Origin of the sequence: Psychrobacter sp. GP33 (assembly GCF_014119005.1) — a bacterium.
GTDB lineage: Bacteria > Pseudomonadota > Gammaproteobacteria > Pseudomonadales > Moraxellaceae > Psychrobacter.
Map to the genome: position 1 here is coordinate 52,527 of NZ_JACGYX010000008.1, position 22,915 is coordinate 75,441.

The following is a 22,915-nucleotide window of genomic DNA, read 5'->3' on the forward strand; positions in this document are numbered from 1 at the left end:
GTCATGAATGAATTTACGATGAATGATTTGATGGGGCTGATACCTTATGCCCCAATCATTGCGGTAGTAATTACCTCTCTGATTGTGATGATCGCCATTACCATTAAACGCTCGCATGTGGTTACGGGTACGATTACCGTGGTTGGCCTTAACGTGGGTTTGTTTACTTTATTAGCGCAAATTGGCGGAATTATTACTACAGGCTCAGCGTTGCCGCAAGCGGAGCACCTCTTTGTTATAGATAACTTTGCCCAGTTTAATATGGTGATCATCTTTATCTGTGCGCTGGCGTGTTGTACGTTGTCGTACGCTTACTTATTAAATTTAAAAGACAATAAAGATGAGCTGTATCTGCTTATGCTGCTATCTACTGTCGGTGCCTTACTGATGGTTTGCTCGCAGCATATGGCATCATTCTTTATGAGTTTAGAGCTATTGTCTGTTCCATTATATGGTTTATTGTCTTATACCTTTTTACGCAATAAGTCGCTTGAGTCGGGGCTAAAATATCTGGTATTGTCGGCTACCGCATCAGCAACCTTGCTTATGGGTATGGCGTTTATTTATGCGCAAGTGGGCTCATTAAGCTTTAAGCAGATCAGCTTGCAGATGGCGGATATGTTCGATTCACCACTATTAATCGTGGGCGCAGCAATGATGATGTTTGGTATTGCCTTTAAATTATCGGCAGCACCTTTTCATGCATGGACACCTGATGTCTATGAAGGCGCACCCGCACCTATTGCCACTTACTTAGCGTCAGTGAGCAAAGTGGCTATGATGGCATTAGCAATCCGCTTTCTTATTGATACAGCGCTATTAGCTTTACCATCAGTACAGATGTTGATTATGGTTATGGCGACGTTATCTATTCTTGTTGGTAATATATTAGCGTTACGCCAGACCAACCTAAAACGTTTACTTGGTTATTCTTCCATAGCCCATATGGGTTATGTCATGGTGGTCATAGTTAGTATTGGCAGCGCAGCCGATAGCATCTCAAGCATGTATATGGCAATTTATGCCTTTACTTCCATTGGTGCGTTTGGTGTGGTCACTTTGATGTCGAGCCCTTATCGTTTGAGTGGTGAAGCCGAAGAGCTGGTTCATTATCAAGGATTATTTTGGCGTCGTCCGGTATTAACTGCAGTACTCACCATTATGTTGCTGTCATTAGCTGGTATTCCGTTGACCGCAGGATTTATTACCAAGTTGTTTGCGATATTAGCAGCAGTGCAAGGCACAAACTGGTTCTTGGCGGCGATGATTATTTTGGGTAGTGGTATTGGCTTGTTCTACTATCTACGCGTGTTGTTGACACTATTTAAACGTCCAAAAGAATTCATCGAGTTTGATGTTTCTGGACAGTGGGGCGTGCGTATGGGCGGATTGATGGTTATTGGGGTCACCGCTGTAGTTCTTATCCTTGGTATTTTGCCGAATAGTCTGATTGTTTGGTCAAGTATGGCTCGTATTTGGCAATAGCAACTTATCAATAACTAACTCTAAATAAGCGCTCTCATTGAGCGGTTACTGATAGAAAACCAAGATGCGCCATGTTTATGATAAACTTGGCGCATCTTTTTTGTATGACTTGCTAAATTCTTAACATCTAATAATGAATAAAAAACATCAATAACCGATAAGCGATTTAGTACTATGAGTGATAATATTCAAGCAGTGACGGTACTTAGTAAGACCGCTTGGACGCCCAATCTTTTTAGTTTTACCGTTACACGTCCAACAAGTTTTAAATTTACAGCAGGGCAGTTTGTACGCTTGGGTGTCAATCCCAGTCAGCTGCACTATCATCAGCAAAACAATCTCACTTTAGATTCTGTATCAGATGAAGCCATTTTTCGGGCGTACTCTATTGTGTCATCACCTTTTGACGAGGTGTTAGAATTCTTCTCCATTGTCATTGCAGATGGTGCTTTTACATCGCAATTGCAGCATCTGCAAGTAGGTGATGAGCTCTTACTTAATACAATGCCATTTGGATTTTTGACGCTTGCTCGCTATCAGAAGCCGTTACCTAAAGATTTATGGTTACTGGCAACGGGTACGGGATTAGCACCCTTTTTATCGATGTTACAAGATTTGCAAACGTGGCAAGACTATAAGCATATCGTGTTGGCATACAGCGCGCGAACGGCTGATGAGCTGGCATATGTAGGTAAAATTAAGCAGCTACAGGACGATTTTGGCTCACTGGTGGACAATCCTGCCCGCTTAATTTTTGTACCCATTGTCACGCGAGAGTCGGTTGACGGTACGCTGGGCGAGCGTTTGCCCAAGTTGTTATTAGAAGAAGCTCTGCAACAACAAGCTGGCATTGCGCTAGAGATTGATAGTGCCCATGTGATGGTGTGCGGTAATCCAGAAATGGTTGATGATACCAAGGAGGCGTTAAAAACCCTCGGCTTGGTAATGAACCGTCGCGGTGAGGGCAATATTGCTGTAGAAAATTATTGGTAAATAGGCTTTATAGTCGCAATCTTATCAAAAAAGTAAAGTAGCGGCTATATATTTTATAAAGAGATTAGATTGGAATTCGTCTAGTCTTGATTGGTCATTCTTGGCTATTTATTCCTGACTGGGTTCGGTAGCATCGCCGATAGGGTTGATAGGACCTTTCATTAATTCTGGCTCGTTGCTGTCGTCATCGTTAATGATGTTTTCACCGCCGCTTGTGCCCAATAAATCGCGATAATTAATCTGGGTTTTAAGAATAAGTTGTTCTTCTTCAACCTCACCATAATTAACTTGAACTTTATGCAGCGTACTCATAATTTTTTGGTTCTTTTTCAGCCAGCGATGAATGTCTAGATAAATGATATCTTCTTTAGCACGAGCAATATTAATGTAGGTCAGAATAACGCCCAACGGGTCCTTTTTAAGAACACTATGATAGAACCAAATCGCCAGTTTGATACCTTGTCTTTTGGCAAAGGATTCGCAGCGTAAATTGAGCACATCGGTGTAGGTTAATTGCCCAAAGACAAAACGCTGAACATTGCGATCAAGTTGAACATGTACCAGTTTAAAGTTACTGGCAACTTCGACGTAGATGCCAGCGACGTTAATCGTACAATACAGCCGAAACCATTGCTCATGCAATTCTACACGTAGCTCTAAAATGGCTTTTACATTGTCAGTAACAAATTTTTGTAGCGCATCATTGACGTATTTTTGTGCGACAGGTAGCCGGATTTCATCATCAAGCTTATCCGTGGTTTTATTATAAAGTTTTTTTATGGCTTGAGTCAGTGTATCCCAGCCGTCGATAAAAGATTCATTAAAACGCTGATCTAGATTGTCTGTGAAACTGTCGAAGCTGTCGAAGTTGTTAGAGCTAGCAGATTTATCAAAACTCTCAAAATTACTCAAAATTATTATCCTTATAAGTTGTTATAATAGAAAAAGCTGCGCTGATATAAACCGTAAACCGGTGAGTTGTTTCTATGAGCGGCAGTGCAAGATGGGCAATGAAAAGAGTATATAGCAAAAAAGTATGGGGCAAAACTGATGGGTGCGCATTGTAGCAAATAACCTAAACAACGTGCTGATATGCCGATAAATTTTGGCTAACAGTAATAGATTTATCAAACACATCGTGTTTACAACCCATTTATAAAAAGACAGTACAACGAGTTGTTATGGAATTTTTAGGATTTACCCTTGATTTGGCAACACTCACAGATAATGGCTTGCGCTTATTATTTAAAGTCGTTATTGCGTTGCTTATTTTTGTGTTTGGGCGCTGGCTGGCTCACAAAGTGGTCAATTTTGCCAACCGACTTATGGTGCGTAGCCGTATAGAACATACAGCGGCGAATTTTTTAAGTCGATTGCTATACGGTATATTGCTGGTCATCGTTGTGCTTGCCGCGCTTAATAAGGTTGGCGTGCATACGACCTCAGTGGTTGCGATTTTGGGCGGGGCTGCCGTTGCCATCGGTCTGTCTTTAAAGGATCAGCTGTCAAATTTTGCAGCAGGTATTATGATTGTGACTTTTCGTCCGTTTGTACGGGGCGACTATGTGCAAATCAAGGAGTTTACGGGCACCATTAACGAGATTACGCTAGTCAATACTCATATGACGACGGTTAATAATCATGACATTATCATTCCGAATAGCAGTATCACTACCTCAGCGGTTACCAACTATACTACGCTGCCCAATCGCCGTGTCGATATTACCATTGGGATTGGCTATGATGCCGATATAAAAACGGCAAAGGATATTTTGCTTGAGTTAGCCACAAACAACGCTGCTGCACTTAGTGAACCTGCGCCCATCGTTCGGGTAACCAACTTGGGCGATAACTCCGTTGATTTGACCCTAAATGTGTGGACGACCAATGATGACTGGTGGAGCATGCAATGTGATTTGCTCGAGCAGTTTAAATATGCGCTGGACGATAATAAAATCGATATGCCCTTTCCGCAGCGTAGTGTCCATGTTAAAGGTTTAGAGCAGTTGGTGAATAAGGAGCAATCTCCCAAACCGCCCATTAACACTATACATAAAGATAAGTAACTAATATAAGTTATAAGCACAAGTCATAAGAATGAGTAGGATTAAAGGTAAGGGTTAGGTAAGTTTAAATGAGCTAAAATATCAATCTCGAAACTTTCCATTTCATCCTGCTCATCTTGCCCAAGCTCGTGATCAAAGCCAAGTAAATGCAAAATACCATGCACTAATAAATGGCTAATATGCTGCTCAACCGTTTTTTCCTGCTCAGTGGCTTCGCGTACAACCACCTCATGACAGATAATCAGCTCGCCTAGCGGTAATGTCGGCATGAGCTCAATAATGCTGACTGGCATCTCGCTTGGATAGGATAAAATATTAGTGGGGTAATCCTTACCACGCGCCTCGGCATTTAGCTCGCGCCCTTCAATACTGTCGGTAATATAAATATCCAGCGCTTTAGGTTTCTGCTGCCATAATGACTCATCAATATCGGCAAAATAGGGCAGGCTAAGACCACCATTCATGCGTTCATTAATATAGTCTAAGGTGGCTGTTAATACGGGCTTTAATGCTTCTTCTGTATAAAAAGTACTGATAAGCTCGTCTTTTAGACTATCGGCGGCGCTAATGGTTATCTCAGTATAGTCGCTGCTGCTGGTATCTAGATTATTCACACGAGTATCTTCATGATTAGGTTTGCTCATTATACTACCCTTTAGTTATTATCTTTTTAGTTATTACCTTTATTTCATTAAAATGAACCCATAAAAAACCGGATATGATGTCCGGTTTTTTATGGGTTAACGTTAGATATTTAAGGTAGTGAAGTTAACAGTACGCGCTATAACTTAGAGGCGGCATCTGCTATCGCTTTCTTCCGTTCTTGTTCAGCAACGAAGCGTTCTTGTTTACGTTTTTCGTTGAGAATTTCTTCTCTTTCGTCAAACGCATCGTAAGCTTCGACAATTTTTTGTACCAACTGATGGCGCACCACGTCTTTTGAGTCAAACTTAGTGATATGAATTTCTTCAATATCGCTCAAAATTTCCATCGCTTGTGCCAATCCTGACTTCGTACCGCGCGGCAAATCGACCTGAGAAATATCACCCGTAATCACAGCACGTGAGCCAAAGCCTAACCGCGTTAAGAACATTTTCATTTGTTCAGGTGTGGTGTTTTGCGCTTCATCTAAGATGACAAAGGAATTATTCAGCGTACGCCCACGCATATAAGCCAATGGCGCAATCTCAATCTCTTGACGTTCAATCATTTTACCGACTTTGTCAAAGCCTATCATTTCATACAGCGCGTCATATAATGGGCGCAAATAAGGGTCGATTTTTTGTGTCAAATCACCGGGTAAAAATCCTAGCTTTTCGCCTGCTTCAACGGCTGGACGTACAAGTAAAATACGCTCAATCTCATTACGCTCTATCATATCAACCGCGCAAGCGACCGCTAGATACGTTTTCCCCGTACCGGCAGGACCAATGCCAAATGACACATCGCAAGATAGAATATCCTTAACATAGCGCTGCTGATTGCCACCGCGTGGTACGATCTTGCCATGACGGGTACGCAAACTAATAGGCGTAAAGTCATTGGGCGCGTCCAGATTATCCTCACTGTCATCTTGATTGTTATGAGTAGCAGCCAAATCCTCCTCTACATCCTGATCGCGCGCTATACTTGATTGAATGATAAGGTGCAGCTCTTCAGGAGTAATATCTTTTGAGTTTTGGGCTTCATCAACCAGTTTATATAAGATACGTTCGCCGCGCTCAACCCCTGTTAAATCACCGCTAAGGGTGAAATCACCTTGGCGTTGGCTGATTTTAATGTGGAGACGCTCTTGGAGGTATTTTAAGTTATTATTATATTCGCCAAGCACTGTTTTTAGCTGGGCTGGCGTTAAGAATTCAATTTTTACATGGCGGCTCATGGAATCAGTCAAGCGATTATCCTTTTATTGAATGTCATATATCATCGATATGAAATCTTATTCGACACACGACATTATTAATGGGCTTAATAAGTAAAGTATTTGGCAGTATGGTATTAAGTTTAAAAGGCTAATAGGTTTATAGAGATATTTAAAGGTTGTTTTCAAAAATGATGATTAATGGTGAATAGTAAAAAAGAAAAATAAATGAATACACCTTATTCATTATGGTTGATAGTTTTTAAATTTCAAGCCATACCTAACCGTGGGCGCAATCGTTTTTGTATGTTGATTGCAACCACTGAGTAACTTGCTACTATCTTAATAATGTATCAATGCTACTTTACGGATGATAAATATTTAAAAGTAATCGGCTTTTAAGGTTAAGTGCAGTAAACGCAAGCCAGCTCAAAGCAGAATGGGTGATTTGTGGTAATCTATTTATTGATTATTTACAGTGTGAGTATGCAAGGTAGCAATGCAAATACTGATAAATAATGTGAGATAGCTTACCATTGTGAACCGTCATTAGCCGTTGAGCGTAGGCGCATTAAATTGAGCAGAACGTAATAGGAATAATAGTATGCCAAGTATAGAGTCGAATGCTTCAAATATCGAGCAAGCCCCTGTCAGTCATCTGTATACACATTCAGCAGCATTGACGGATCAGCAAGTCCTTATCGTCGGTGGTGGTCATGTTGGATTGTCCTTCGCGTTATTACTGGCACATCATGGCATTGCCAGTACTTTATTAGAAAAGAATAGCTATCCGACTATCAGTCCACATGATGATGAGACACGCAGCCACTATCTAGACAGTCGTAATACGGCGTTATCACGGCGAACGGTGCAGATTTATCAAGAGATTGGCTTGTGGTCAGAATTACAAAGCCATGCTTGCCGCATTGATGCGGTACAAATTAGTGAGCAGGGCAGTTTTGGGCGCGCGCAGCTCAATAAAATAGATGAGCAAGTAGAATCGTTTGGGCAAGTAATGGAAAATGCATGGCTGGGTCGCAAGCTATTATTAGCCGCGCAAAATGAGGCACTGATTACGATTATCGATCATGCCAATGTTACTGCAGTTGAGCAACAAGCGACTGGGGTCAAACTGCGCTTTAATTATTATAATGAAGAAGAGCACGAGCAAGAATTGCAAGGAAGTCTCTTAGTCGCCTGTGATGGTCGTGACTCTACGGTACGTCAGTTATTGGGTATCGATACGACGACGTATGATTATCAGCAAACGGCTATCGTTGGTGTGGTAGAGACAGATAAGCCGCATAACCACACCGCGATTGAGCGTTTTAGTCCTGCAGGACCTTTGGCGGTATTGCCATTGACTGATCCAGACGGTGATGGCAATGATGACTATCAGCAAGGTTACAGACGCTCAGTAGTTTGGGTGTGTCCGACAGGTGAAGAAACACAATATTTAGAAAATGATGAACATTTCTTACAGACCTTACAGCAGGCATTTGGGCAGCGTGCAGGCACGTTTATTAAAGCGGGTCGTCGTGGCGCTTATCCGTTAACGCGTGTATTGGCAAACAAACAAGTGCAAGGGCGTTGCGTCATTATGGGCAATGCAGCGCACACTTTGCATCCGGTCGCGGGTCAAGGCTTTAACCTTTGTATGCGTGATGCCCATGTACTTGCGCAAATGATAAGTACGCAGGTGCTAAAAGGCGCTGATATTGGCTACCCAACACTACTAAAACGCTACGAGAAATCACGACAAACCGATCAAAAACGTGTGATTCGCTTTTGTGATGCCGTCGTGCATGGCTTTACTCATCCAAATCCTGCCATCAAGCTAGCACGTAATATGGCACTATTGGCTTTTGATAAATTACCCAACATTAAGCCATTAGTTGCTACCTATGCGATGGGCTTAAAATCTTAGAGCTTTGATAAGCATTAATATTGTAAAAAATGATGAAAGTTTAAGATTAGTGGATTTAATAAACTCTTACTGTGCTCTCTATAAGATTTGATTAATAAAGGATGTTTTATGAAAAATAACCACACGCTGATTATTGGTGGCGGTATTGTTGGTGCAAGTTTGGCATTAAAACTGGCACAAGCCAAGCAGCCTGTAACCTTAGTTGATGCCAGTCCCGAACGTACGGCAGTGGATTGGGCAGATAAATTGCAGCAGCGTGATGCACGAGTTTACGCGTTAAGTTTAGCTAGCATTAAGCTACTTGAAAGTATCGGTGTATGGCAAAAAATTACCGAGTCAGGGCGCAAAGCCGACTATACGCAAATGCAAGTATGGCAGCGTGATGGTATAGGTGAGCTATTGTTTGGTGAGCATGATGATAAATGTAATGACAGTACCGCACCTGAATTACTCGGTAGTATGGTGGAGCCAGCCGTCATTGAATACGCATTGTGGCAATGTTTGCACAACCCATCCATCACTGACTATCTGACCGTTATCGCTGGGAAAAAAGTGGTACAAATGGATTGGCAAGGGTCGCAACAAGGCTACCATGTCACGTTGGATGACAACACATTTATTACAGCAAAACTACTCGTCGGTGCGGATGGACGTGGCTCATTTGTACGTAGGCAAGCAGGCATTGAGCTAGATACCTTAGATTATAAGCAAACAGCCATTTGCTGCGCCATTCAAACTGAAAAGCCGCACAAGGCAACTGCCCGCCAAGCTATGTTGCCAACAGGCACGCTCGCATTATTACCGCTTGCCGATATTACCGATGAGGATAAATTCAATCCGCAGCACTGGCAATCTATCGTTTGGACGTTGCCACGCAATCAAGCTTTGAATTATTTAACTGAATCACCGCGCATGATTGCTGATAAATTGGCGGCTGCCAGCAGTTATGAATTGGGCGCTATCCGCCAGATAGAATCGATTGCTAGCTTTCCATTAACCGCGCAGCAAGCCAACAGCTATATTTCGGATAATCTGGTTTTGATTGGTGACGCGGCTCATGGCGTGCATCCATTAGCGGGTCAGGGGCTAAATTTGGGTATGCTCGATGTGCAAGTATTGAGCGAGCAGCTGTTGCATGATTTTGCCCGTAGTGGCGGTACGCTTTGGGGTGCCAATCAAACCTTACGACTGTATGAGCGTCTACGTCGCCCGCATAATAGCCTGATGATGCATAGCTTTTCAGCGTTGAACTGGTTGTTCGCTGGCGAGCTGGCACAACTGCGTCCTATCCAACAAATCCGTAATGAAGGTATGTATCGGGTGAGTAAGATTAAACCATTAATGCGGCTATTTACTAAAAAAGCGAGTGGGGTTTAACGTAATAAGGAAACCATAATGAAAACGACATCATATTTAGCAATTCCTATCTTTTGCAATGCTTTAGCGTTATCAGCGTGTCAGACTACCGCCCAAACCCCTTTAATAAACAATGATATTACTGTTGATGCGTCGACCTTACTTATCGCTATTGATAGCGACGGTGATGGCGTATCTAATGAGTTAGACCAGTGCCCAGCTACTCCATATAACGTAGTTGTAGATGACAGAGGCTGTCCTTTTACGATGCCTGGGGTAGGTCTAAAAATGGAGTATCGCGCCTTTTTTGATAAAGACAGCAGTGAGCTATTGCCGAAGTATCAAGCCGAGCTGGATAACGTCGGCGTAAAAATGCAAGAGTATAAAACCGCCACCATACGGATTGAAGGTCATAATTCAAGAACTGAAGTCGATAGCGCCTCTATAGACAATGCTAACGCTTTAGCGCAAGACAGAGCGAATAAGGTTAAAGATTATTTAATATCGAAATATAAAATTGCCCCTGAGCGCATCACGGCAACTGAGTATGGCGCAAGAAGACCGATTGCGTCGTCTGATAGTGAAGAAGGGAACATGTTAAACCGGCGCGTTTATGCGATTGCGTCTGAACCTGAAGAATAAAAAATAACTCTATTGTTCAGTTAGATTCAATGATCTAAGGTAACTCATTAAATCTAATTGAATAAGGACTTCGATTCGATATAAAACTAAATTTATATCTAGCCAGTAGCGTTGTTTGCAGTGCTTTAGCGTTATCGGCGTGCCAAACTGCACCCCAATACGAAAATATTATCACGTTAAAAGCAGATAGCGATTTAGATGGCGACGGTGTGCTTGATGCTATTGACGAATGCCCTGAAACGCCACTTCATACGGTAGTAGATGCTAAAGGTTGTAAAATAATAATTGAGGGAGGCGACGCACTTGAAATGGAGTTCAGTGGATTCTTTCCGTCAATGAGTAGTCAATTACCTGCTATTTATGATGCATATTTTGTAAAAATAGCAGAAAAAATTAATGAGTATCCAAAAGCCAGTGTTTTTATTTTTGGTCATGCAGCCACAAATGAAATTGATGAAGGTACTTTAACAACATTTGGCTTTGATTCTTTATCACGCAATCGGGCACTTATCATCAAAAATAGGCTAATACTAAAACATCATATCCCTGCTGAGCGTATCCGTACTTATGATTGCTTAAATAAAATTCTAGTTACAGATACAGCGTTTATAGACCCGAGCTTTGAAAAGCTTAATCTTAAAAATATTGAATCAAAGCAAAGCCGAGCAACTTTGATGGCAAGTAGTGAAGTGCATGACTTAAGCAATCTTAAGTATGTGTCTTATACAAGAAAATATGGTGAGTACGCTAAGCACTGTGAGCCGTTTGAATAATAAGTTAAATATTAGGTTATCCTTACCCCAACGCTGAAAACACCACCATCAGTACCGGTGAGACAATATTAATAATAAAACCAAAGCTAATAGCAAGTGGCACAACGATTAAACCACCGGACTGCTGAATAATTGGCAAAGTAAAGTCCAAGCTGGTCGCACCGCCAGCGCCAACGGCAGCAGAGGGGTAGTGACGCATAAATACTGGAATAAATATCAGCGCAAAAAATTCGCGAATCAAATCATTGAATAATGCCACGCTGCCCCAAATCGCGCCATAAGCATCGGTCATCACAATTGCTGATAGCGAATACCAACCAAAACCTGAGGCGAGCGCCAACCCCTTTGTCCATGATACATCAGTAAATAACATCGCAAAGACCAGACCACCGACCAATACCGCTAGAGTGAAGATAATACTCATCTCAACACCCCGTTTATTGAGCATCACTTCTTTTAAAGTAATGCCCGAGCCTTTTAATCCGATACCGACTAACAGTATCAATACCATGAGTAGCACCGTCATGGTGATATCAGGTGGCATATAAGCGGCAGGTAAAAAATGCCCAATAATAAACCCTATAACGACGCAAATAACTTGAACCAAACTACCTCGAATACTGACACTATGTTGTGATGTTTTAACAGTTGGCTTTTTGGCATGCCAAGGTCGCAGGTAATCAAAAACCATTAATCCGGCTAATCCTGCTCCGATGGTCAATACAGATAATACGGTGACGTAAAGAACAATTTCGCCCAACTGATTGCCAAGCCCATCTACTTGTGACAGCTCGATACCAATTAGAGTCAAAATAATAAAAACCAGATAAGACAGACCCTTATCGGCAAACTTGCTAAGGCGTGGGTGAGAGGGGATGACAAAGCCAATAAATAGCGGCATTAAGACAAGAACTAAGGTGACTAGGCTTTGCATGGGGCAGGCTCGTAACTTTTTTACTAAACCGGCGATTGTAACATAACAAAGGTTAAAAACTGGAGTCGCTAAGCAGAATTCACCGTTAAAATAGGTGAAGACAACCATTCCAGTGGATCATTCATAGTATCTGCTTTGTTTATTAACGGCTCAATGACACTTATCAAAGGATTTTTGGCTAAATCAGGATAATCCTTTCGATAATGACCACCACGACTTTCACAGCGCTGATACGCTGATTGAACAATGAGCGTGGCTAATCGTAGTTGGCGCTCTAACCGAAAATAAATCAGCTCATTAGACATAACCATATTACTTAAATTGTCTAAATCATTTAAGCGGTCTAAGCTGTTTGAGCGCTCTAAATTGAAATGTTTAATTGCACCTTGCCAACCTTGTATTTGTTCAAGCGCTTGTTCTAATAGCTCAGCGCTGCGAGTGATACCCATATGACTACTCATCAAGGCTTTAAGCTTAGCGGTAATTTTATGAAAATCGTTAATAGTATTGATGGCAGAGTGAGCTTTACGGTTATCATTATACTCAGTTATTACACCGAATAAGGGCAGGATAATTGGTTGAATATTGGTAAGTTCTACAGAGTCCCAATCAGCAGAGCGCAGATATGTTGGCAAGTGCGCAGCGATATTACGACCGATAACCACGCATTCTAATAAAGAGTTGCTCGCTAAGCGATTCGCGCCATGTAGACCGGTATAAGCGACTTCGCCCGCTGCGTATAATCCTTGCACATCGGTTAAGCCATTGGTACAAGTTACTACGCCACCGCAACTATAATGTGCTGTAGGGGCAACTGGAATAGGGTCAATAGTGATATCAATGCCAAGCGCTAATAACGTCTGATGAATTTGTGGGAAATGCTTACGCAAAAATTTCGCTGGCAGGTGACTGACATCAAGATGTACATAGCCTAAACCGTTATTATGAATTTGCTCAGCAATTGCACGCGCCACAATATCTCGTGGGGCTAGTTCTGCGCGACTGTCAATGTTTAGCATAAAGCGCACGCCTGTTTGCGGACAATATAGGTGACCACCTTCACCACGCAACGCTTCTGATATTAAAAAGCTGCTGTCTTTTAATGCCAAGCCTGTCGGATGAAACTGGACAAACTCTAGATTAGCTAAACGACATCCTGCTTGCCATGCCATCATGATGCCATCGCCCACACAGACATTGGGTGCGCTGGCACGTTGAAATAATTGTCCTAAGCCGCCACTTGCCAATACGACTGCGCCGCTATTAAAAGTTAATTGACGTTGATTATGATAGTCAAAAACAATTGCACCTTGGCAGTGCTTATCTTTTAAGTCACTTGTTATTTGCGTTTTAGAGTTTGGTTCGGTCAGCAAACTTAGCGCCTCATGATAAGGCAATATGGTGATATTAGTAGACGTTTGCACTCGTGCCGAAAGCGTTTGCATGATATGACGACCAGTTGCATCGTCTGCATGTGCAACGCGTCGGCAGCCATGACCGCCTTCTTGGGTTAAATGCAAATCAGCAGTTTTTAAAGGAGCTAATGGATTGATAGTGCTAAAATTTTGATTAGAATCACTTTTAGGAATTTGGGTAAATGGCACGCCTTGTTCGCATAGCCATTGTATCGCCTCTTGCCCAGCACTTAAAATTTGCGCGGTATTATCAATAGTACATAGCCCTGCACCGGCAGTTAAGGTGTCGGCGACATGGGCAGTAACCGTATCATTTTCGTTCAAACTTGCTGCGATACCGCCTTGAGCATAATGACTTGAACAAGTTTCCAGCGCAGCTTTACTTAAAATCATAATATTCAGCGACTGTGGTAATGCCAGTGCCGTACTTAATCCTGCCAATCCTGCACCAATAATCAGCACGTCGGTATGTATGGATGCGCTGCTATTATCTGCCAATAGCGCCTGCATATTAGGCGGCTCCTACATTGGCAAATAAAGAGCGATCGGCAATCAAATCGCCGCTTGCCGCAACCCGTTGCTGTTTGTCTTTGGCAAAATCAAGCATACGCTGTAATGGTTTTCTAGCGGCATCAGCCAGCTCAGACGTCAGTAATACCTCACCACTATTGTTAATCAAACACTGCTCAATACCTCGTAGACCATTCATTGCCATCCATGGACAAAAGGCGCAGCTTTTGCAACTGGCACTTTCGCCTGCGGTAGGCGCGGCTAAAAAGCATTTATTCGGTGAGCGTTTTTGCATTTCGTGCAAGATGCCCAAGTCAGTCGCTACAATAAAGGTATCCGCGTCCATTTCATAGGTTGACTGGAGCAATTTACTGGTTGAGCCGACCACATCGGCAAGTGCCACTACACTATCAGGCGATTCAGGATGTACCAATACTTTAGCATCTGGATATTCTGCTTTTAATTGCAGCAGTTCTGTGGCTTTAAATTCATTATGCACCATGCATGAACCTTGCCATAACAGCATATCTGCGCCCGTTTCGCGCGCAATATATTTGCCTAAATGTCGATCTGGTCCCCAAATAATGGTTTCACCTTGTTCATGTAAATGGCGGACGATATCAATACCCACCGACGAGGTCACTACCCAATCCGCACGCGCCTTAACTGCCGCACTGGTATTGGCATAAACGACCACCGTCCGCTCAGGATGCGCGTCACAAAAAGCAGAAAACTCTTCGATAAGGCAGCCCAAATCAAGTGAGCATTCGGCTTCTAAATCTGGCATTAAGATGGTTTTTTCCATGCTTAAAATCTTAGCCGACTCACCCATAAAGCGAACACCTGCGACCACCAAGGTTTGCGCGCTATGTGCCTGACCAAAGCGTGCCATTTCCAGTGAATCGCCGACGCAGCCGCCCGTTGCCAGTGCTAAATCTTGAATAAAAGGGTCAACATAATAGTGGGCGACCAGTACCGCATTATTATCTATGAGCATCTGCTTAATATTAGCTTCAACTTTCAGTCGCTCGGAGCGTGGTAAGTCTGCTGGCATCTTTGCTTTGGCGTATTCAATATTAAAATGAGTAGCAATACGGTTATCAGTACTTAAAATCGGCGCGTCATAAGGATAAGTTTTCATAGGTGTAAGCCTTTAGTGTAGTAGCAATGAAAAATGAGCAGCTAAAAAATAAGTCAGCTAAAGCAGAGTGAAAGAGTAAATGGAGGTAAGGTAATTTCATTATGCTCATTTTGAGCATAACTACAAGTGATTTTTATATTATTTATGACTTAATACGAATTTTTGTCATACTAATAGCTGGTGATGACGATGATAGAGCCGCATTCAAAACAGCTTTCACGCTATACTGATTTTTATTATGAGCATGCTGTTTTATGACAGGATGAATCACTTATTAGATATAAAGGGTAATTACGGAATACTATGACTTTGTCTTATTCGCATGCGCACCAGCAGGGCAGTGGCACTACAGAAGTGGTCGCGGTGCTTATTGCTATTACCGACCATACAGCGCGTGTTTTAACGGTTGATCAAGGTAAGCTTTTACCCAATGGGCCTTTGATGCCATTGCATCGCTCGTTACAGGCGGGTGTGCGCCAGTGGGTTGAAGAACAGACGCAGCAGCCTTTGGGTTATTTAGAGCAGTTATATACCTTTGTTGATACCAGTCGGCGCAATATTGATGGTCATGCGTTGGTATACGTGAGCTATTTAGGTCTCGTGCAAGAAACACAAACGACTAAGCTACAAAGCCAAGCACTATGGCGCGATTGGTATGACTATTTTCCGTGGGAAAATCATTTAACTGGCACGCCCAATATTATCACCTGTTTGATTGTACCGGCGTTATTAGCATGGGCAGAGAGCGCTAATGACGATGCGGCTCAGTACCGTCGCAGGCAACGTATTTGCTTATGTTGGGGGATGAGTTCGGAGCCGATAGATACACGACAAGAAGATGACGCTGACCAGAGTAAGCATCAGATAATGCATGATAACCGTTATAACAGTGAAGCCACAGAATGGGTGGCAGAGCATGTGCTTCTTCGTTATGAGATGCTCTATGAAGCAGGCTTGATTCCTGAAGCGCCAACGTATCAGCCTAATAAATTACCTATGGATTGGTCACAGATGATAGGGGTGCCGATGTATTACGATCATCGGCGGGTGATTGCTACTGCGATATCAAGGTTGCGGGCAAAAATAGAGTATCAACCGCTTATTTTTGGCTTGATGCCTGATATCTTTACGTTGTCGCAGTTACAGCAAAGTGTTGAAGCACTGTCAGGCGTGCCTTTGCATAAGCAAAATTTTCGCCGGCTGCTGGATTCCCAAAATTTAGTAATACCAACAGGTGGTAGTAGTAACGCTCAACGTGGTCGCCCAGCGAAGTTATATCGTTTTCGCCATGATATTGAATTACAAAGCTTACTGATGGATAGCAAATTGCCCAAACGTAAATAGAATTATGTTCGTCCTGCTGAGCAGGATGTTATTTTTTATGCTGATGTCCTGGCAGTGAGAAGATATAAATAAATGGCTATCTTATCTTGCGAGCCATTACACTTTACGTTATATTTATGCTCATTTTGAGTTTAATTAATCAATATTAATAAAGAGTCGGGAAAGGGTCAAATATGACAGATAAAATACAACCACCAACAGATAAAGTACAGCCAGCATTGGATAAGGTATTACTTAAGCCGTTAGTAGAAGCGGCATTACTTGAAGACTTAGGTCGGCGTGGTGATGTGACCTCGCAGGCGACAATTCCAGTAGAGATGCAAGCACAATTACAGATTAAGGCGCGTCAAGCAGGTGTGATTTGCGGTATGGACTTAGCACGTTTGTCATTTGCCTTAGTTGATGCGGAGATTGAGTTTTTAGCTGCGGTTAGCGATGGCGAAACAGTCGCGGCAGACACAGTATTAGCAATTGTCCGTGGTAATGCACGTCATCTATTGACTGCCGAGCGTACCGCATTGAACTTCATGACTCATCTGAGTGGTATCGCGACGGCAACACGGCAAATTGTGGATAGTGTGGCAGATTATCCGGCACAAATTACCTGTACCCGTAAGACCATTCCGGGATTGCGCACCGTGCAAAAATATGCGGTACGCTGTGGTGGCGGACGCAATCACCGTTTAGGTTTAGATGATGCCATTTTAATTAAAGACAATCATATCGCCATTGCTGGTGATATCAGTACCGCTATTTTGCAAGCGCAAAAATTTGCGGGACACTTGATACCGATTGAGGTTGAAGTTGATACTTTGGAGCAATTAGAATTGGCATTAAATACTGGGGTCAGCTTGGTGTTGTTAGATAATATGCCACCCAAGTTACTGCGCCAAGCAGTCATCATGTGTCAAGGAAGGGCGAAGACCGAAGCATCAGGCGGTATCACGCCTGATAGCGTTCGAGCAGTTGCCGAAACGGGCGTGGATTTTATTGCGATGGGTTATCTGACCCATAGCACAACTGCGCTTGATATTGGGCTTGATTTTAGTGCGTAGTCTTAAAGTTACTTCTATCGAAAAACTGTGCAAAATCATGTGAAGTTAATGATTTAATTCGCTTATCCGCCTATGATACAATGCCCCTGTTAACCGACAATGAGGTCATCGCTGCACACGCACGATGACCTTATCTTTTTGCCGATAGATAAGTGAGCGTCAAATGGATACTGAAATTATCAAAATCATCTTAGCCTTTATGGTGTTGATTAATCCGTTTAGCGCCCTGACGTTGTTCTTAGATTTGACCCGCGGCTACTCGATGACCAATCGACGCAAAGTGGCGCGTATTGCCTGTTTAAGCATCTTTATTACCATTAGCTTTTTTACCTTAGCTGGCGAGTCATTGCTCAAAGTATTGGGTATCTCGATTGGTTCGTTTCAAATGGCTGGTGGTATTTTAGTCTTTCTTATTGCCATTAATATGATGAATGGCGAAGGGAATCCGGTTAAACCCGATCAAGAAGATTTCGATGTTAGCAACATTCACGACCAGCCCCCGAGCATGGCATCGGCTGTCGTACCTCTTGCCATTCCAATGATGATTGGTCCGGGCGGTATCTCAACCGTGATTATCTATTCTTCGCAAATATCTGGTCTGTTACGCGTGTCTGCGGTACTTATTGCTGGCTTGTTAATTAGTATATTTTGTTATTTAGCCTTGATGGCAGCAGGGCGTATCAGCCGTGTGCTGGGAGATACGGGTCTGAATATCATGAGCCGGATTATGGGTATGCTTCTTGCTGCCGTGGCGATTGAAATTATTGTAAGTGGCTTACGTACGTTATTTCCTGATTTGCTATAAGCTATTTATCCCTATTTTGAACCAAACCTGACGCATCGAGTTTGGTTTTTAACTTTGGTGAGGCAGTCACAGTATATAACTCTATATAACTTTCAAATTATATCAACTCTGATATAAATGCCACGCCAAGTACAGCATTAATATACCGACCAACGCATCTAAGATATTCCACGCTTTTGGATTAGCAAATAAGGGCTTTAATAATCGTGAGCCATATCCTAAGGCAAAAAAGAACACAAATGACGCGCTGACTGCACCACTGCCAAACAGTAATTTACTGCTTGCCCCCGTTGAAACCATCCCAACCAATACCAAAGTATCCAAATATACATGCGGATTGAGCCACGTAAAACCAAAGCATAGCAGCAGCGCCTTTGTTAAACTGGTCACAACTTCTCCATCCGTGCTTAGCGCATGCGATACTTTGATACTGGTATATAAGCTTAACAGCCCATAGACTAATAAAAATAAGCTACCGGCGATTTTTGCGATATCAACAATATGTGGGTAGCGTTCAGTGACCGAGCCAAATCCGGCCACACCTGCCGATATTAATAAGGCATCACTCACAGCACAAAATAAGCAAATTAAAAAGACATGTTCGCGCCTCAACCCTTGTTTTAAAACAAAAGCATTTTGAGAGCCGATTGCAAGAATCAGCGACAGCCCAAGAAAAAATCCGGAAAAATAATCAATGATAGGCATAAAAGTTCATCTGATGGGTAAGTAGTAGAGCATAAGAGAAATATTTTTCGATAGTGATGGCTTAACATAAGCGATGCAATGGATAACAATATAAGGGTTTAACTTACCTCGATTTCTTTGTTTAATAAGCGCATAGCGTGCGATAAATACAATTTAACAATGATAATAAAGACGACTCAGTAATAAGGATAGCCAAATGACCCAAATAACCGCCATGCTCGTGATGTTTGTTTTATACGGCGTACTGCCAGCTGCGGGCATCTATTTAGGTTATCGTGGTATCAAAAAAGTGACCGCACCAAAAATGCTCGAATATAAAGCCATGCCGCAATTGGGCTATATTCCTGAAAAAAGCTTACCAGAAACCGTAAAAAACATCCTTGCTGATATCAACCAAAAGGGTGAAAAGTTGCGTTTGCTTTATGGCGATACTAATAATGATGGTCAAATCAATGACAAAGATACGGTTACGGAAACTTATGTCATGATTCAAAATCTTATGGATAAGCATATTCCGCAAGCCGTAGCTGATTATCGCCGTCTCTATGATTTAGAAGGAGAGAGGGTAGATACCACTAAGATTAAAAACTCCGATGTCACTGGTAAAGAAGCCTTGTTAGAAGTGCTCGAAACCGTTGACACTCAGTTTGATGACCTGCTTGATGCCTCTTATCATCAAGATGGACAAAAGCTTTTGGTCACCAATCGTTATTTGCAGCAGCGTTTTGATACGTCGAGCACAGAAAACACCCAGGTCGCAACGAAGCTGTAAATATGAGATAAAAAGTATGATTGTATGGCTCAGTATCGGTGTGTTTTCTGCAATAACCACTCTTTATTTAGGTAAAAAAGGCTGGCATGCGCTACATAGAGCTGTCGGTATTAGCCCCGGTGTGCTGATTTATCACCGTCCCAATGCACCATTATACTTGCCTGATATGACATGGCAGCAGTTGGTATTAAATCAGGAGCATTTAAGTACGCTCTCTGATGCGCAGTTGCATCAATTACAGCGTCTTGATGATAAAATTTCTACTTATCAGGAGTATCAACAAGAGCTAAACGCGCAAAATACAATACCTGCGCTAACTGAAGCGCATTTTGTCTTGCAAAAATGGCTAGAAATTAGGTTGCCGCAAATGCTCGCCAGTCATCATTATCTGCAACCTTGCATACGGAATCAGGGTACAAAAGAGCGTCTTATAAATACAGATAATACTAATCGTTTGACAGCCCGCCAACTTTTACAAGAAGGCTTAGATAATATTGAACAGCGTTTAGATAATATGCTTGAGCAAATAGAGGCTCGTCATTTACAAGAGCTTCGAGTGATGAATCGTTATATGGACGAGCACAACAATAAGAATTAGTAATAAAATAAAATTTAGCTATAAAAAAGCGGCTCACCATTTAAGTGAGCCGCTTTTTTACTTTCATATAATTATTGAACGTCTAAATTTTTAGCTTATATCACATACTTAACGTTGAGTGTTACGATCACGGGTATTACGTGAGCCGCGACTGGCAGGACTTGCACTACTTTTAGGTTTAGCTGTGCTGCTACGCGTATTTTCACTACGGCGCGCTTTTAAAGGTTTCTCTTTAATACGTTCTTGCTTACGTTTCGCAGCGCCATGTAAACCTGTGCCATAACGTGGACGTAAACTTACTAAATCGGTCAAAATATTGATGTCTTTTCTATCTAATTCTAAAAAACGACCCGTACGCAGCTCTTTTGGTAGCGCGATATCACCATAGCTGGTGCGTAATAAACGGCTGACTTTAAGACCTTGTGACTCAAATAAACGGCGTACTTCGCGGTTACGACCTTCTTTAAGTTTAACATGATGCCATTTGTTAACGCCTTCGCCACCACCTTCTTTGATGTCATCAAACTTAGCTAAACCATCTTCTAACATAACGCCTGTAGTCATCGCTCGTGCCATAGTTGGGGTTACTTCACCCAATACACGAACCGCATATTCACGCGTCACTTCACTTGATGGGTGCATCAAACGGTGTGCCATCTCGCCATCATTAGTGAATAACAACAGACCTGTCGAATTGATGTCCAAACGTCCAACCATTACCCAGCGGTCGTGAGTAAGTTTTGGCAGTCGCTCAAATACAGTTGGGCGACCTTCTGGATCATTAGCCGAGCACACTTCGCCTTCAGGCTTATAGTACGCCAACACGCGACGACGCTTGTCATTCTCAGACGTATATTTAATTTGACGACCATCAACGCGAATCTCATCGCCTTGCTCCACTCGGTCACCAATAGTAGCAGGACCGTTATTAACGGTGACGCGACCCGCTTTGATGACTTCTTCCATCTGGCGGCGCGAACCAAGACCCATGCGGGCAAGTGCTTTTTGCAGTTTTTCGTCTTTCATAGTTATATCCTTGAATCGGTTAGAGATACATTTCTCAATGTATAAATTGCACTGAATAGAATGGCGTATTCTACGCTATTTTGCTAATTAGAGGGAAAATATTAGGAAATTTCTATTCTAATAATATTAATAATAAGTGAACCAAATAATAGATAACTATAATTATTGTAAAGAACCCAAAGCTTGATGAGCCTTATAAAAGTTATTTTATATTTAATTTATGCCACTCATGACTGCTAAATTGCCGTTGAGTAGGTATTTTACTGAACCTTAGTTTATATTATTATAATATTCTATACTTAAGTTAAGCCATTCATGATGGTTAAAGAACCGTTGAGTAGCGATATTATTACCGTCATAGTGTATATTGGTCTTTATATGAATATTTATATTTTTTCTTACAAAAGTTGAATAATAATAAAAAATGATTGCAATAAATTTTTTGTTACAGAATGTGACAGTGTTTTAAGTACAAGAACTTGCTAGAAAATTACATCTTTAAATAGATAACTAATAAGACTTTAAGTTATTTAAAGAATAAAGATTTCTATGAATATAATCTTTATTCTTTTAGGTATCAAATATATTCACCAGTTTAAGTTTATGAAATATAAGACATAAGTTCTGGCACTTTATACTACTTTTCTATAAATATTAAGGATAGGTTTTACAGTTATTGTTAACTTAGATACAGGATTATTAGAAGATATTTTTGATATAAATATAATAATTGTTGATAAAAGTTGACTAAATACGAGTAATTGGTGTTAGAATACATTTCAATAACATTGATGCGAAATAGTAAAATAATGTTTGTTTTATGTTGCTTTAGGTATCTTCTTGAGTATTTAGTTATTTTTTGTAACATTAATAATAGTTTAATATTTTCTTATAATTGCTAAGGCTAATGAGGTTTTCTATGCAACACTCTGTCAAACTGGTAGGTGTATCATGTTTGTTATTTAGTAGCTTATTAGTTGGCTGCACCACGACCCATACCATAAGCGCAGGGTTAAAATCAGGTGAACTTCCTCCTAATGGCGCCTTCGTCGCTGAAAATGGCATCGAATTCAACATTCAACCGCTGACCTTAGCCACCCTACCGCCAAAGTTAGCCGCCGTTCCAAATAGCGACCTATCTCGACTGCTGAGAACCTCAGGGCGTACCGACTATCGCATCTCTCAAGGGGACATCCTAAGCATTATCCTATCCGGATACCCTGATATTGCCCCTATTCCAGCCAATGGTGGCACCCCTTACGCCTCAGGATTCCCAGTTGATCAACAAGGCTATGTCCAGTTTCCCCTTATCGGGCGCATTAAAGCCAGTGGACTCAGCGTACCCCAATTCACCGCAAATCTACAAAAACAACTTCAACGTTATCTAAAATTCTCAGACCCTCAAGTCAAAATTATCGACTATCGAGGCAATAAGTTCTTTATCGACGGCGAAGTCAAACAGCCAGGCGAATTTAACATTGCTGATGCCCCCGTATCTTTATACGGT

Annotated in this window: 21 protein-coding genes; 13 read left to right on the forward strand and 8 right to left on the reverse strand. The window is 41.9% G+C overall.

The genetic code is table 11. From position 1 onward, the window contains the following. The first annotated feature begins 3 nt into the window (after nt 1-3). On the forward strand, nt 4-1,485 hold the full coding sequence (locus tag H2245_RS10660; protein ID WP_182407369.1) for an NADH-quinone oxidoreductase subunit N: 1,482 nt from the start codon (nt 4-6) through the stop codon (nt 1,483-1,485). Nucleotides 1,486-1,659: 174 nt separating this feature from the next. Continuing rightward, nucleotides 1,660-2,478, forward strand: coding sequence for a ferredoxin--NADP reductase (locus H2245_RS10665; RefSeq protein ID WP_182407370.1), 819 nt, complete (start codon nt 1,660-1,662; stop codon nt 2,476-2,478). A gap of 108 nt (nt 2,479-2,586) precedes the next feature. Here H2245_RS10665 and H2245_RS10670 read toward each other — a convergent pair whose 3' ends face one another. Beyond that, nucleotides 2,587-3,390, reverse strand: coding sequence for a hypothetical protein (locus H2245_RS10670; RefSeq protein WP_182407371.1), 804 nt, complete (start codon nt 3,388-3,390; stop codon nt 2,587-2,589). 269 nt (nt 3,391-3,659) lie between these two features. Here H2245_RS10670 and H2245_RS10675 point away from each other — a divergent pair, with 269 nt between their 5' ends. Beyond that, nucleotides 3,660-4,544, forward strand: coding sequence for a mechanosensitive ion channel family protein (locus H2245_RS10675; protein ID WP_182407372.1), 885 nt, complete (start codon nt 3,660-3,662; stop codon nt 4,542-4,544). 41 nt (nt 4,545-4,585) lie between these two features. Here H2245_RS10675 and ybeY read toward each other — a convergent pair whose 3' ends face one another. Beyond that, nucleotides 4,586-5,188 (reverse strand): rRNA maturation RNase YbeY, encoded by a 603-nt coding sequence (gene ybeY / locus H2245_RS10680; RefSeq protein ID WP_182407373.1) that lies wholly within the window; start codon nt 5,186-5,188, stop codon nt 4,586-4,588. A gap of 137 nt (nt 5,189-5,325) precedes the next feature. Next, a complete protein-coding gene (locus H2245_RS10685) occupies nt 5,326-6,426 on the reverse strand; it encodes a PhoH family protein (RefSeq protein WP_182407389.1) in 1,101 nt (366 codons plus the stop codon). Nucleotides 6,427-7,009: 583 nt separating this feature from the next. Here H2245_RS10685 and H2245_RS10690 point away from each other — a divergent pair. The 4 genes from H2245_RS10690 to H2245_RS10705 all read left to right on the forward strand — a co-directional run bounded on the left by H2245_RS10690 (nt 7,010) and on the right by H2245_RS10705 (nt 11,103). Beyond that, the gene (locus tag H2245_RS10690; protein WP_182407374.1) at nt 7,010-8,332 is read left to right on the forward strand and encodes an FAD-dependent monooxygenase; all 1,323 of its coding nucleotides are present in this window, start codon (nt 7,010-7,012) and stop codon (nt 8,330-8,332) included. A 108-nt stretch (nt 8,333-8,440) separates the two neighbouring features. Next, the gene (locus tag H2245_RS10695; RefSeq protein WP_182407375.1) at nt 8,441-9,709 is read left to right on the forward strand and encodes an FAD-dependent monooxygenase; all 1,269 of its coding nucleotides are present in this window, start codon (nt 8,441-8,443) and stop codon (nt 9,707-9,709) included. Nucleotides 9,710-9,727: 18 nt separating this feature from the next. Further along, nucleotides 9,728-10,330 carry an OmpA family protein gene (locus H2245_RS10700; protein WP_182407376.1) on the forward strand — a complete coding sequence of 201 codons (603 nt, stop codon included), beginning with the start codon at nt 9,728-9,730 and terminating at the stop codon, nt 10,328-10,330. A 209-nt stretch (nt 10,331-10,539) separates the two neighbouring features. Then, nucleotides 10,540-11,103, forward strand: a complete 564-nt coding sequence (locus tag H2245_RS10705) for an OmpA family protein (RefSeq protein WP_182407377.1) — start codon at nt 10,540-10,542, stop codon at nt 11,101-11,103. A gap of 22 nt (nt 11,104-11,125) precedes the next feature. Here the strand turns inward: H2245_RS10705 and H2245_RS10710 are convergent, their stop codons facing one another. The 3 genes from H2245_RS10710 to nadA all read right to left on the reverse strand — a co-directional run bounded on the left by H2245_RS10710 (nt 11,126) and on the right by nadA (nt 15,103). Further along, nucleotides 11,126-12,037, reverse strand: coding sequence for a lysine exporter LysO family protein (locus H2245_RS10710; RefSeq protein ID WP_182407378.1), 912 nt, complete (start codon nt 12,035-12,037; stop codon nt 11,126-11,128). 68 nt (nt 12,038-12,105) lie between these two features. Continuing rightward, the gene (gene nadB, locus H2245_RS10715; RefSeq protein WP_182407379.1) at nt 12,106-13,962 is read right to left on the reverse strand and encodes an L-aspartate oxidase; all 1,857 of its coding nucleotides are present in this window, start codon (nt 13,960-13,962) and stop codon (nt 12,106-12,108) included. 1 nt (nt 13,963) lies between these two features. Continuing rightward, on the reverse strand, nt 13,964-15,103 hold the full coding sequence (nadA, locus tag H2245_RS10720; RefSeq protein ID WP_182407380.1) for a quinolinate synthase NadA: 1,140 nt from the start codon (nt 15,101-15,103) through the stop codon (nt 13,964-13,966). Nucleotides 15,104-15,406: 303 nt separating this feature from the next. Here nadA and H2245_RS10725 point away from each other — a divergent pair, with 303 nt between their 5' ends. The 3 genes from H2245_RS10725 (at nt 15,407) to H2245_RS10735 (ending at nt 18,307) form a co-directional block, all read left to right on the forward strand. Next, nucleotides 15,407-16,447: an NrtR DNA-binding winged helix domain-containing protein gene (locus H2245_RS10725; protein WP_182407381.1), complete on the forward strand. Its 1,041-nt coding sequence runs from the start codon at nt 15,407-15,409 to the stop codon at nt 16,445-16,447. Between the two features lie 173 nt (nt 16,448-16,620). Further along, nucleotides 16,621-17,502 (forward strand): carboxylating nicotinate-nucleotide diphosphorylase, encoded by an 882-nt coding sequence (nadC, locus tag H2245_RS10730; RefSeq protein WP_182407382.1) that lies wholly within the window; start codon nt 16,621-16,623, stop codon nt 17,500-17,502. Nucleotides 17,503-17,665: 163 nt separating this feature from the next. Then, nucleotides 17,666-18,307 carry a MarC family protein gene (locus tag H2245_RS10735; protein ID WP_182407383.1) on the forward strand — a complete coding sequence of 214 codons (642 nt, stop codon included), beginning with the start codon at nt 17,666-17,668 and terminating at the stop codon, nt 18,305-18,307. Nucleotides 18,308-18,409: 102 nt separating this feature from the next. Here the strand turns inward: H2245_RS10735 and H2245_RS10740 are convergent, their stop codons facing one another. Continuing rightward, complete coding sequence (locus tag H2245_RS10740; protein WP_220464426.1) at nt 18,410-19,012, reverse strand: LysE/ArgO family amino acid transporter; 603 nt, start codon at nt 19,010-19,012, stop codon at nt 18,410-18,412. Nucleotides 19,013-19,208: 196 nt separating this feature from the next. Between H2245_RS10740 and H2245_RS10745 the strand changes: the two genes are divergently transcribed. Next, the gene (locus H2245_RS10745; RefSeq protein ID WP_182407384.1) at nt 19,209-19,784 is read left to right on the forward strand and encodes a hypothetical protein; all 576 of its coding nucleotides are present in this window, start codon (nt 19,209-19,211) and stop codon (nt 19,782-19,784) included. 16 nt (nt 19,785-19,800) lie between these two features. Further along, nucleotides 19,801-20,382 (forward strand): hypothetical protein, encoded by a 582-nt coding sequence (locus H2245_RS10750; protein WP_182407385.1) that lies wholly within the window; start codon nt 19,801-19,803, stop codon nt 20,380-20,382. Nucleotides 20,383-20,490: 108 nt separating this feature from the next. Here the strand turns inward: H2245_RS10750 and rluB are convergent, their stop codons facing one another. Continuing rightward, nucleotides 20,491-21,408, reverse strand: a complete 918-nt coding sequence (rluB, locus tag H2245_RS10755; RefSeq protein WP_182407386.1) for a 23S rRNA pseudouridine(2605) synthase RluB — start codon at nt 21,406-21,408, stop codon at nt 20,491-20,493. Between the two features lie 919 nt (nt 21,409-22,327). Between rluB and H2245_RS10760 the strand changes: the two genes are divergently transcribed. Further along, the coding region (locus tag H2245_RS10760) for a polysaccharide biosynthesis/export family protein (RefSeq protein ID WP_182407387.1) at nt 22,328-22,915 on the forward strand (588 nt) is incomplete at its 3' end.

Bases quoted from the DNA above. Each gene is read 5' to 3' on its own strand.
- H2245_RS10660 (WP_182407369.1), top strand. From the start codon at position 4: ATGAATGAATTTACGATGAATGATTTGATGGGGCTGATACCTTATGCC.
- H2245_RS10665 (WP_182407370.1), top strand. From the start codon at position 1,660: ATGAGTGATAATATTCAAGCAGTGACGGTACTTAGTAAGACCGCTTGG.
- H2245_RS10675 (WP_182407372.1), top strand. From the start codon at position 3,660: ATGGAATTTTTAGGATTTACCCTTGATTTGGCAACACTCACAGATAAT.
- ybeY (WP_182407373.1), bottom strand. From the start codon at position 5,188: ATGAGCAAACCTAATCATGAAGATACTCGTGTGAATAATCTAGATACC.
- H2245_RS10685 (WP_182407389.1), bottom strand. From the start codon at position 6,426: ATGAGCCGCCATGTAAAAATTGAATTCTTAACGCCAGCCCAGCTAAAA.
- H2245_RS10690 (WP_182407374.1), top strand. From the start codon at position 7,010: ATGCCAAGTATAGAGTCGAATGCTTCAAATATCGAGCAAGCCCCTGTC.
- H2245_RS10695 (WP_182407375.1), top strand. From the start codon at position 8,441: ATGAAAAATAACCACACGCTGATTATTGGTGGCGGTATTGTTGGTGCA.
- H2245_RS10700 (WP_182407376.1), top strand. From the start codon at position 9,728: ATGAAAACGACATCATATTTAGCAATTCCTATCTTTTGCAATGCTTTA.
- H2245_RS10710 (WP_182407378.1), bottom strand. From the start codon at position 12,037: ATGCAAAGCCTAGTCACCTTAGTTCTTGTCTTAATGCCGCTATTTATT.
- nadB (WP_182407379.1), bottom strand. From the start codon at position 13,962: ATGCAGGCGCTATTGGCAGATAATAGCAGCGCATCCATACATACCGAC.
- nadA (WP_182407380.1), bottom strand. From the start codon at position 15,103: ATGAAAACTTATCCTTATGACGCGCCGATTTTAAGTACTGATAACCGT.
- H2245_RS10725 (WP_182407381.1), top strand. From the start codon at position 15,407: ATGACTTTGTCTTATTCGCATGCGCACCAGCAGGGCAGTGGCACTACA.
- nadC (WP_182407382.1), top strand. From the start codon at position 16,621: ATGACAGATAAAATACAACCACCAACAGATAAAGTACAGCCAGCATTG.
- H2245_RS10735 (WP_182407383.1), top strand. From the start codon at position 17,666: ATGGATACTGAAATTATCAAAATCATCTTAGCCTTTATGGTGTTGATT.
- H2245_RS10740 (WP_220464426.1), bottom strand. From the start codon at position 19,012: ATGCCTATCATTGATTATTTTTCCGGATTTTTTCTTGGGCTGTCGCTG.
- H2245_RS10745 (WP_182407384.1), top strand. From the start codon at position 19,209: ATGACCCAAATAACCGCCATGCTCGTGATGTTTGTTTTATACGGCGTA.
- H2245_RS10750 (WP_182407385.1), top strand. From the start codon at position 19,801: ATGATTGTATGGCTCAGTATCGGTGTGTTTTCTGCAATAACCACTCTT.
- rluB (WP_182407386.1), bottom strand. From the start codon at position 21,408: ATGAAAGACGAAAAACTGCAAAAAGCACTTGCCCGCATGGGTCTTGGT.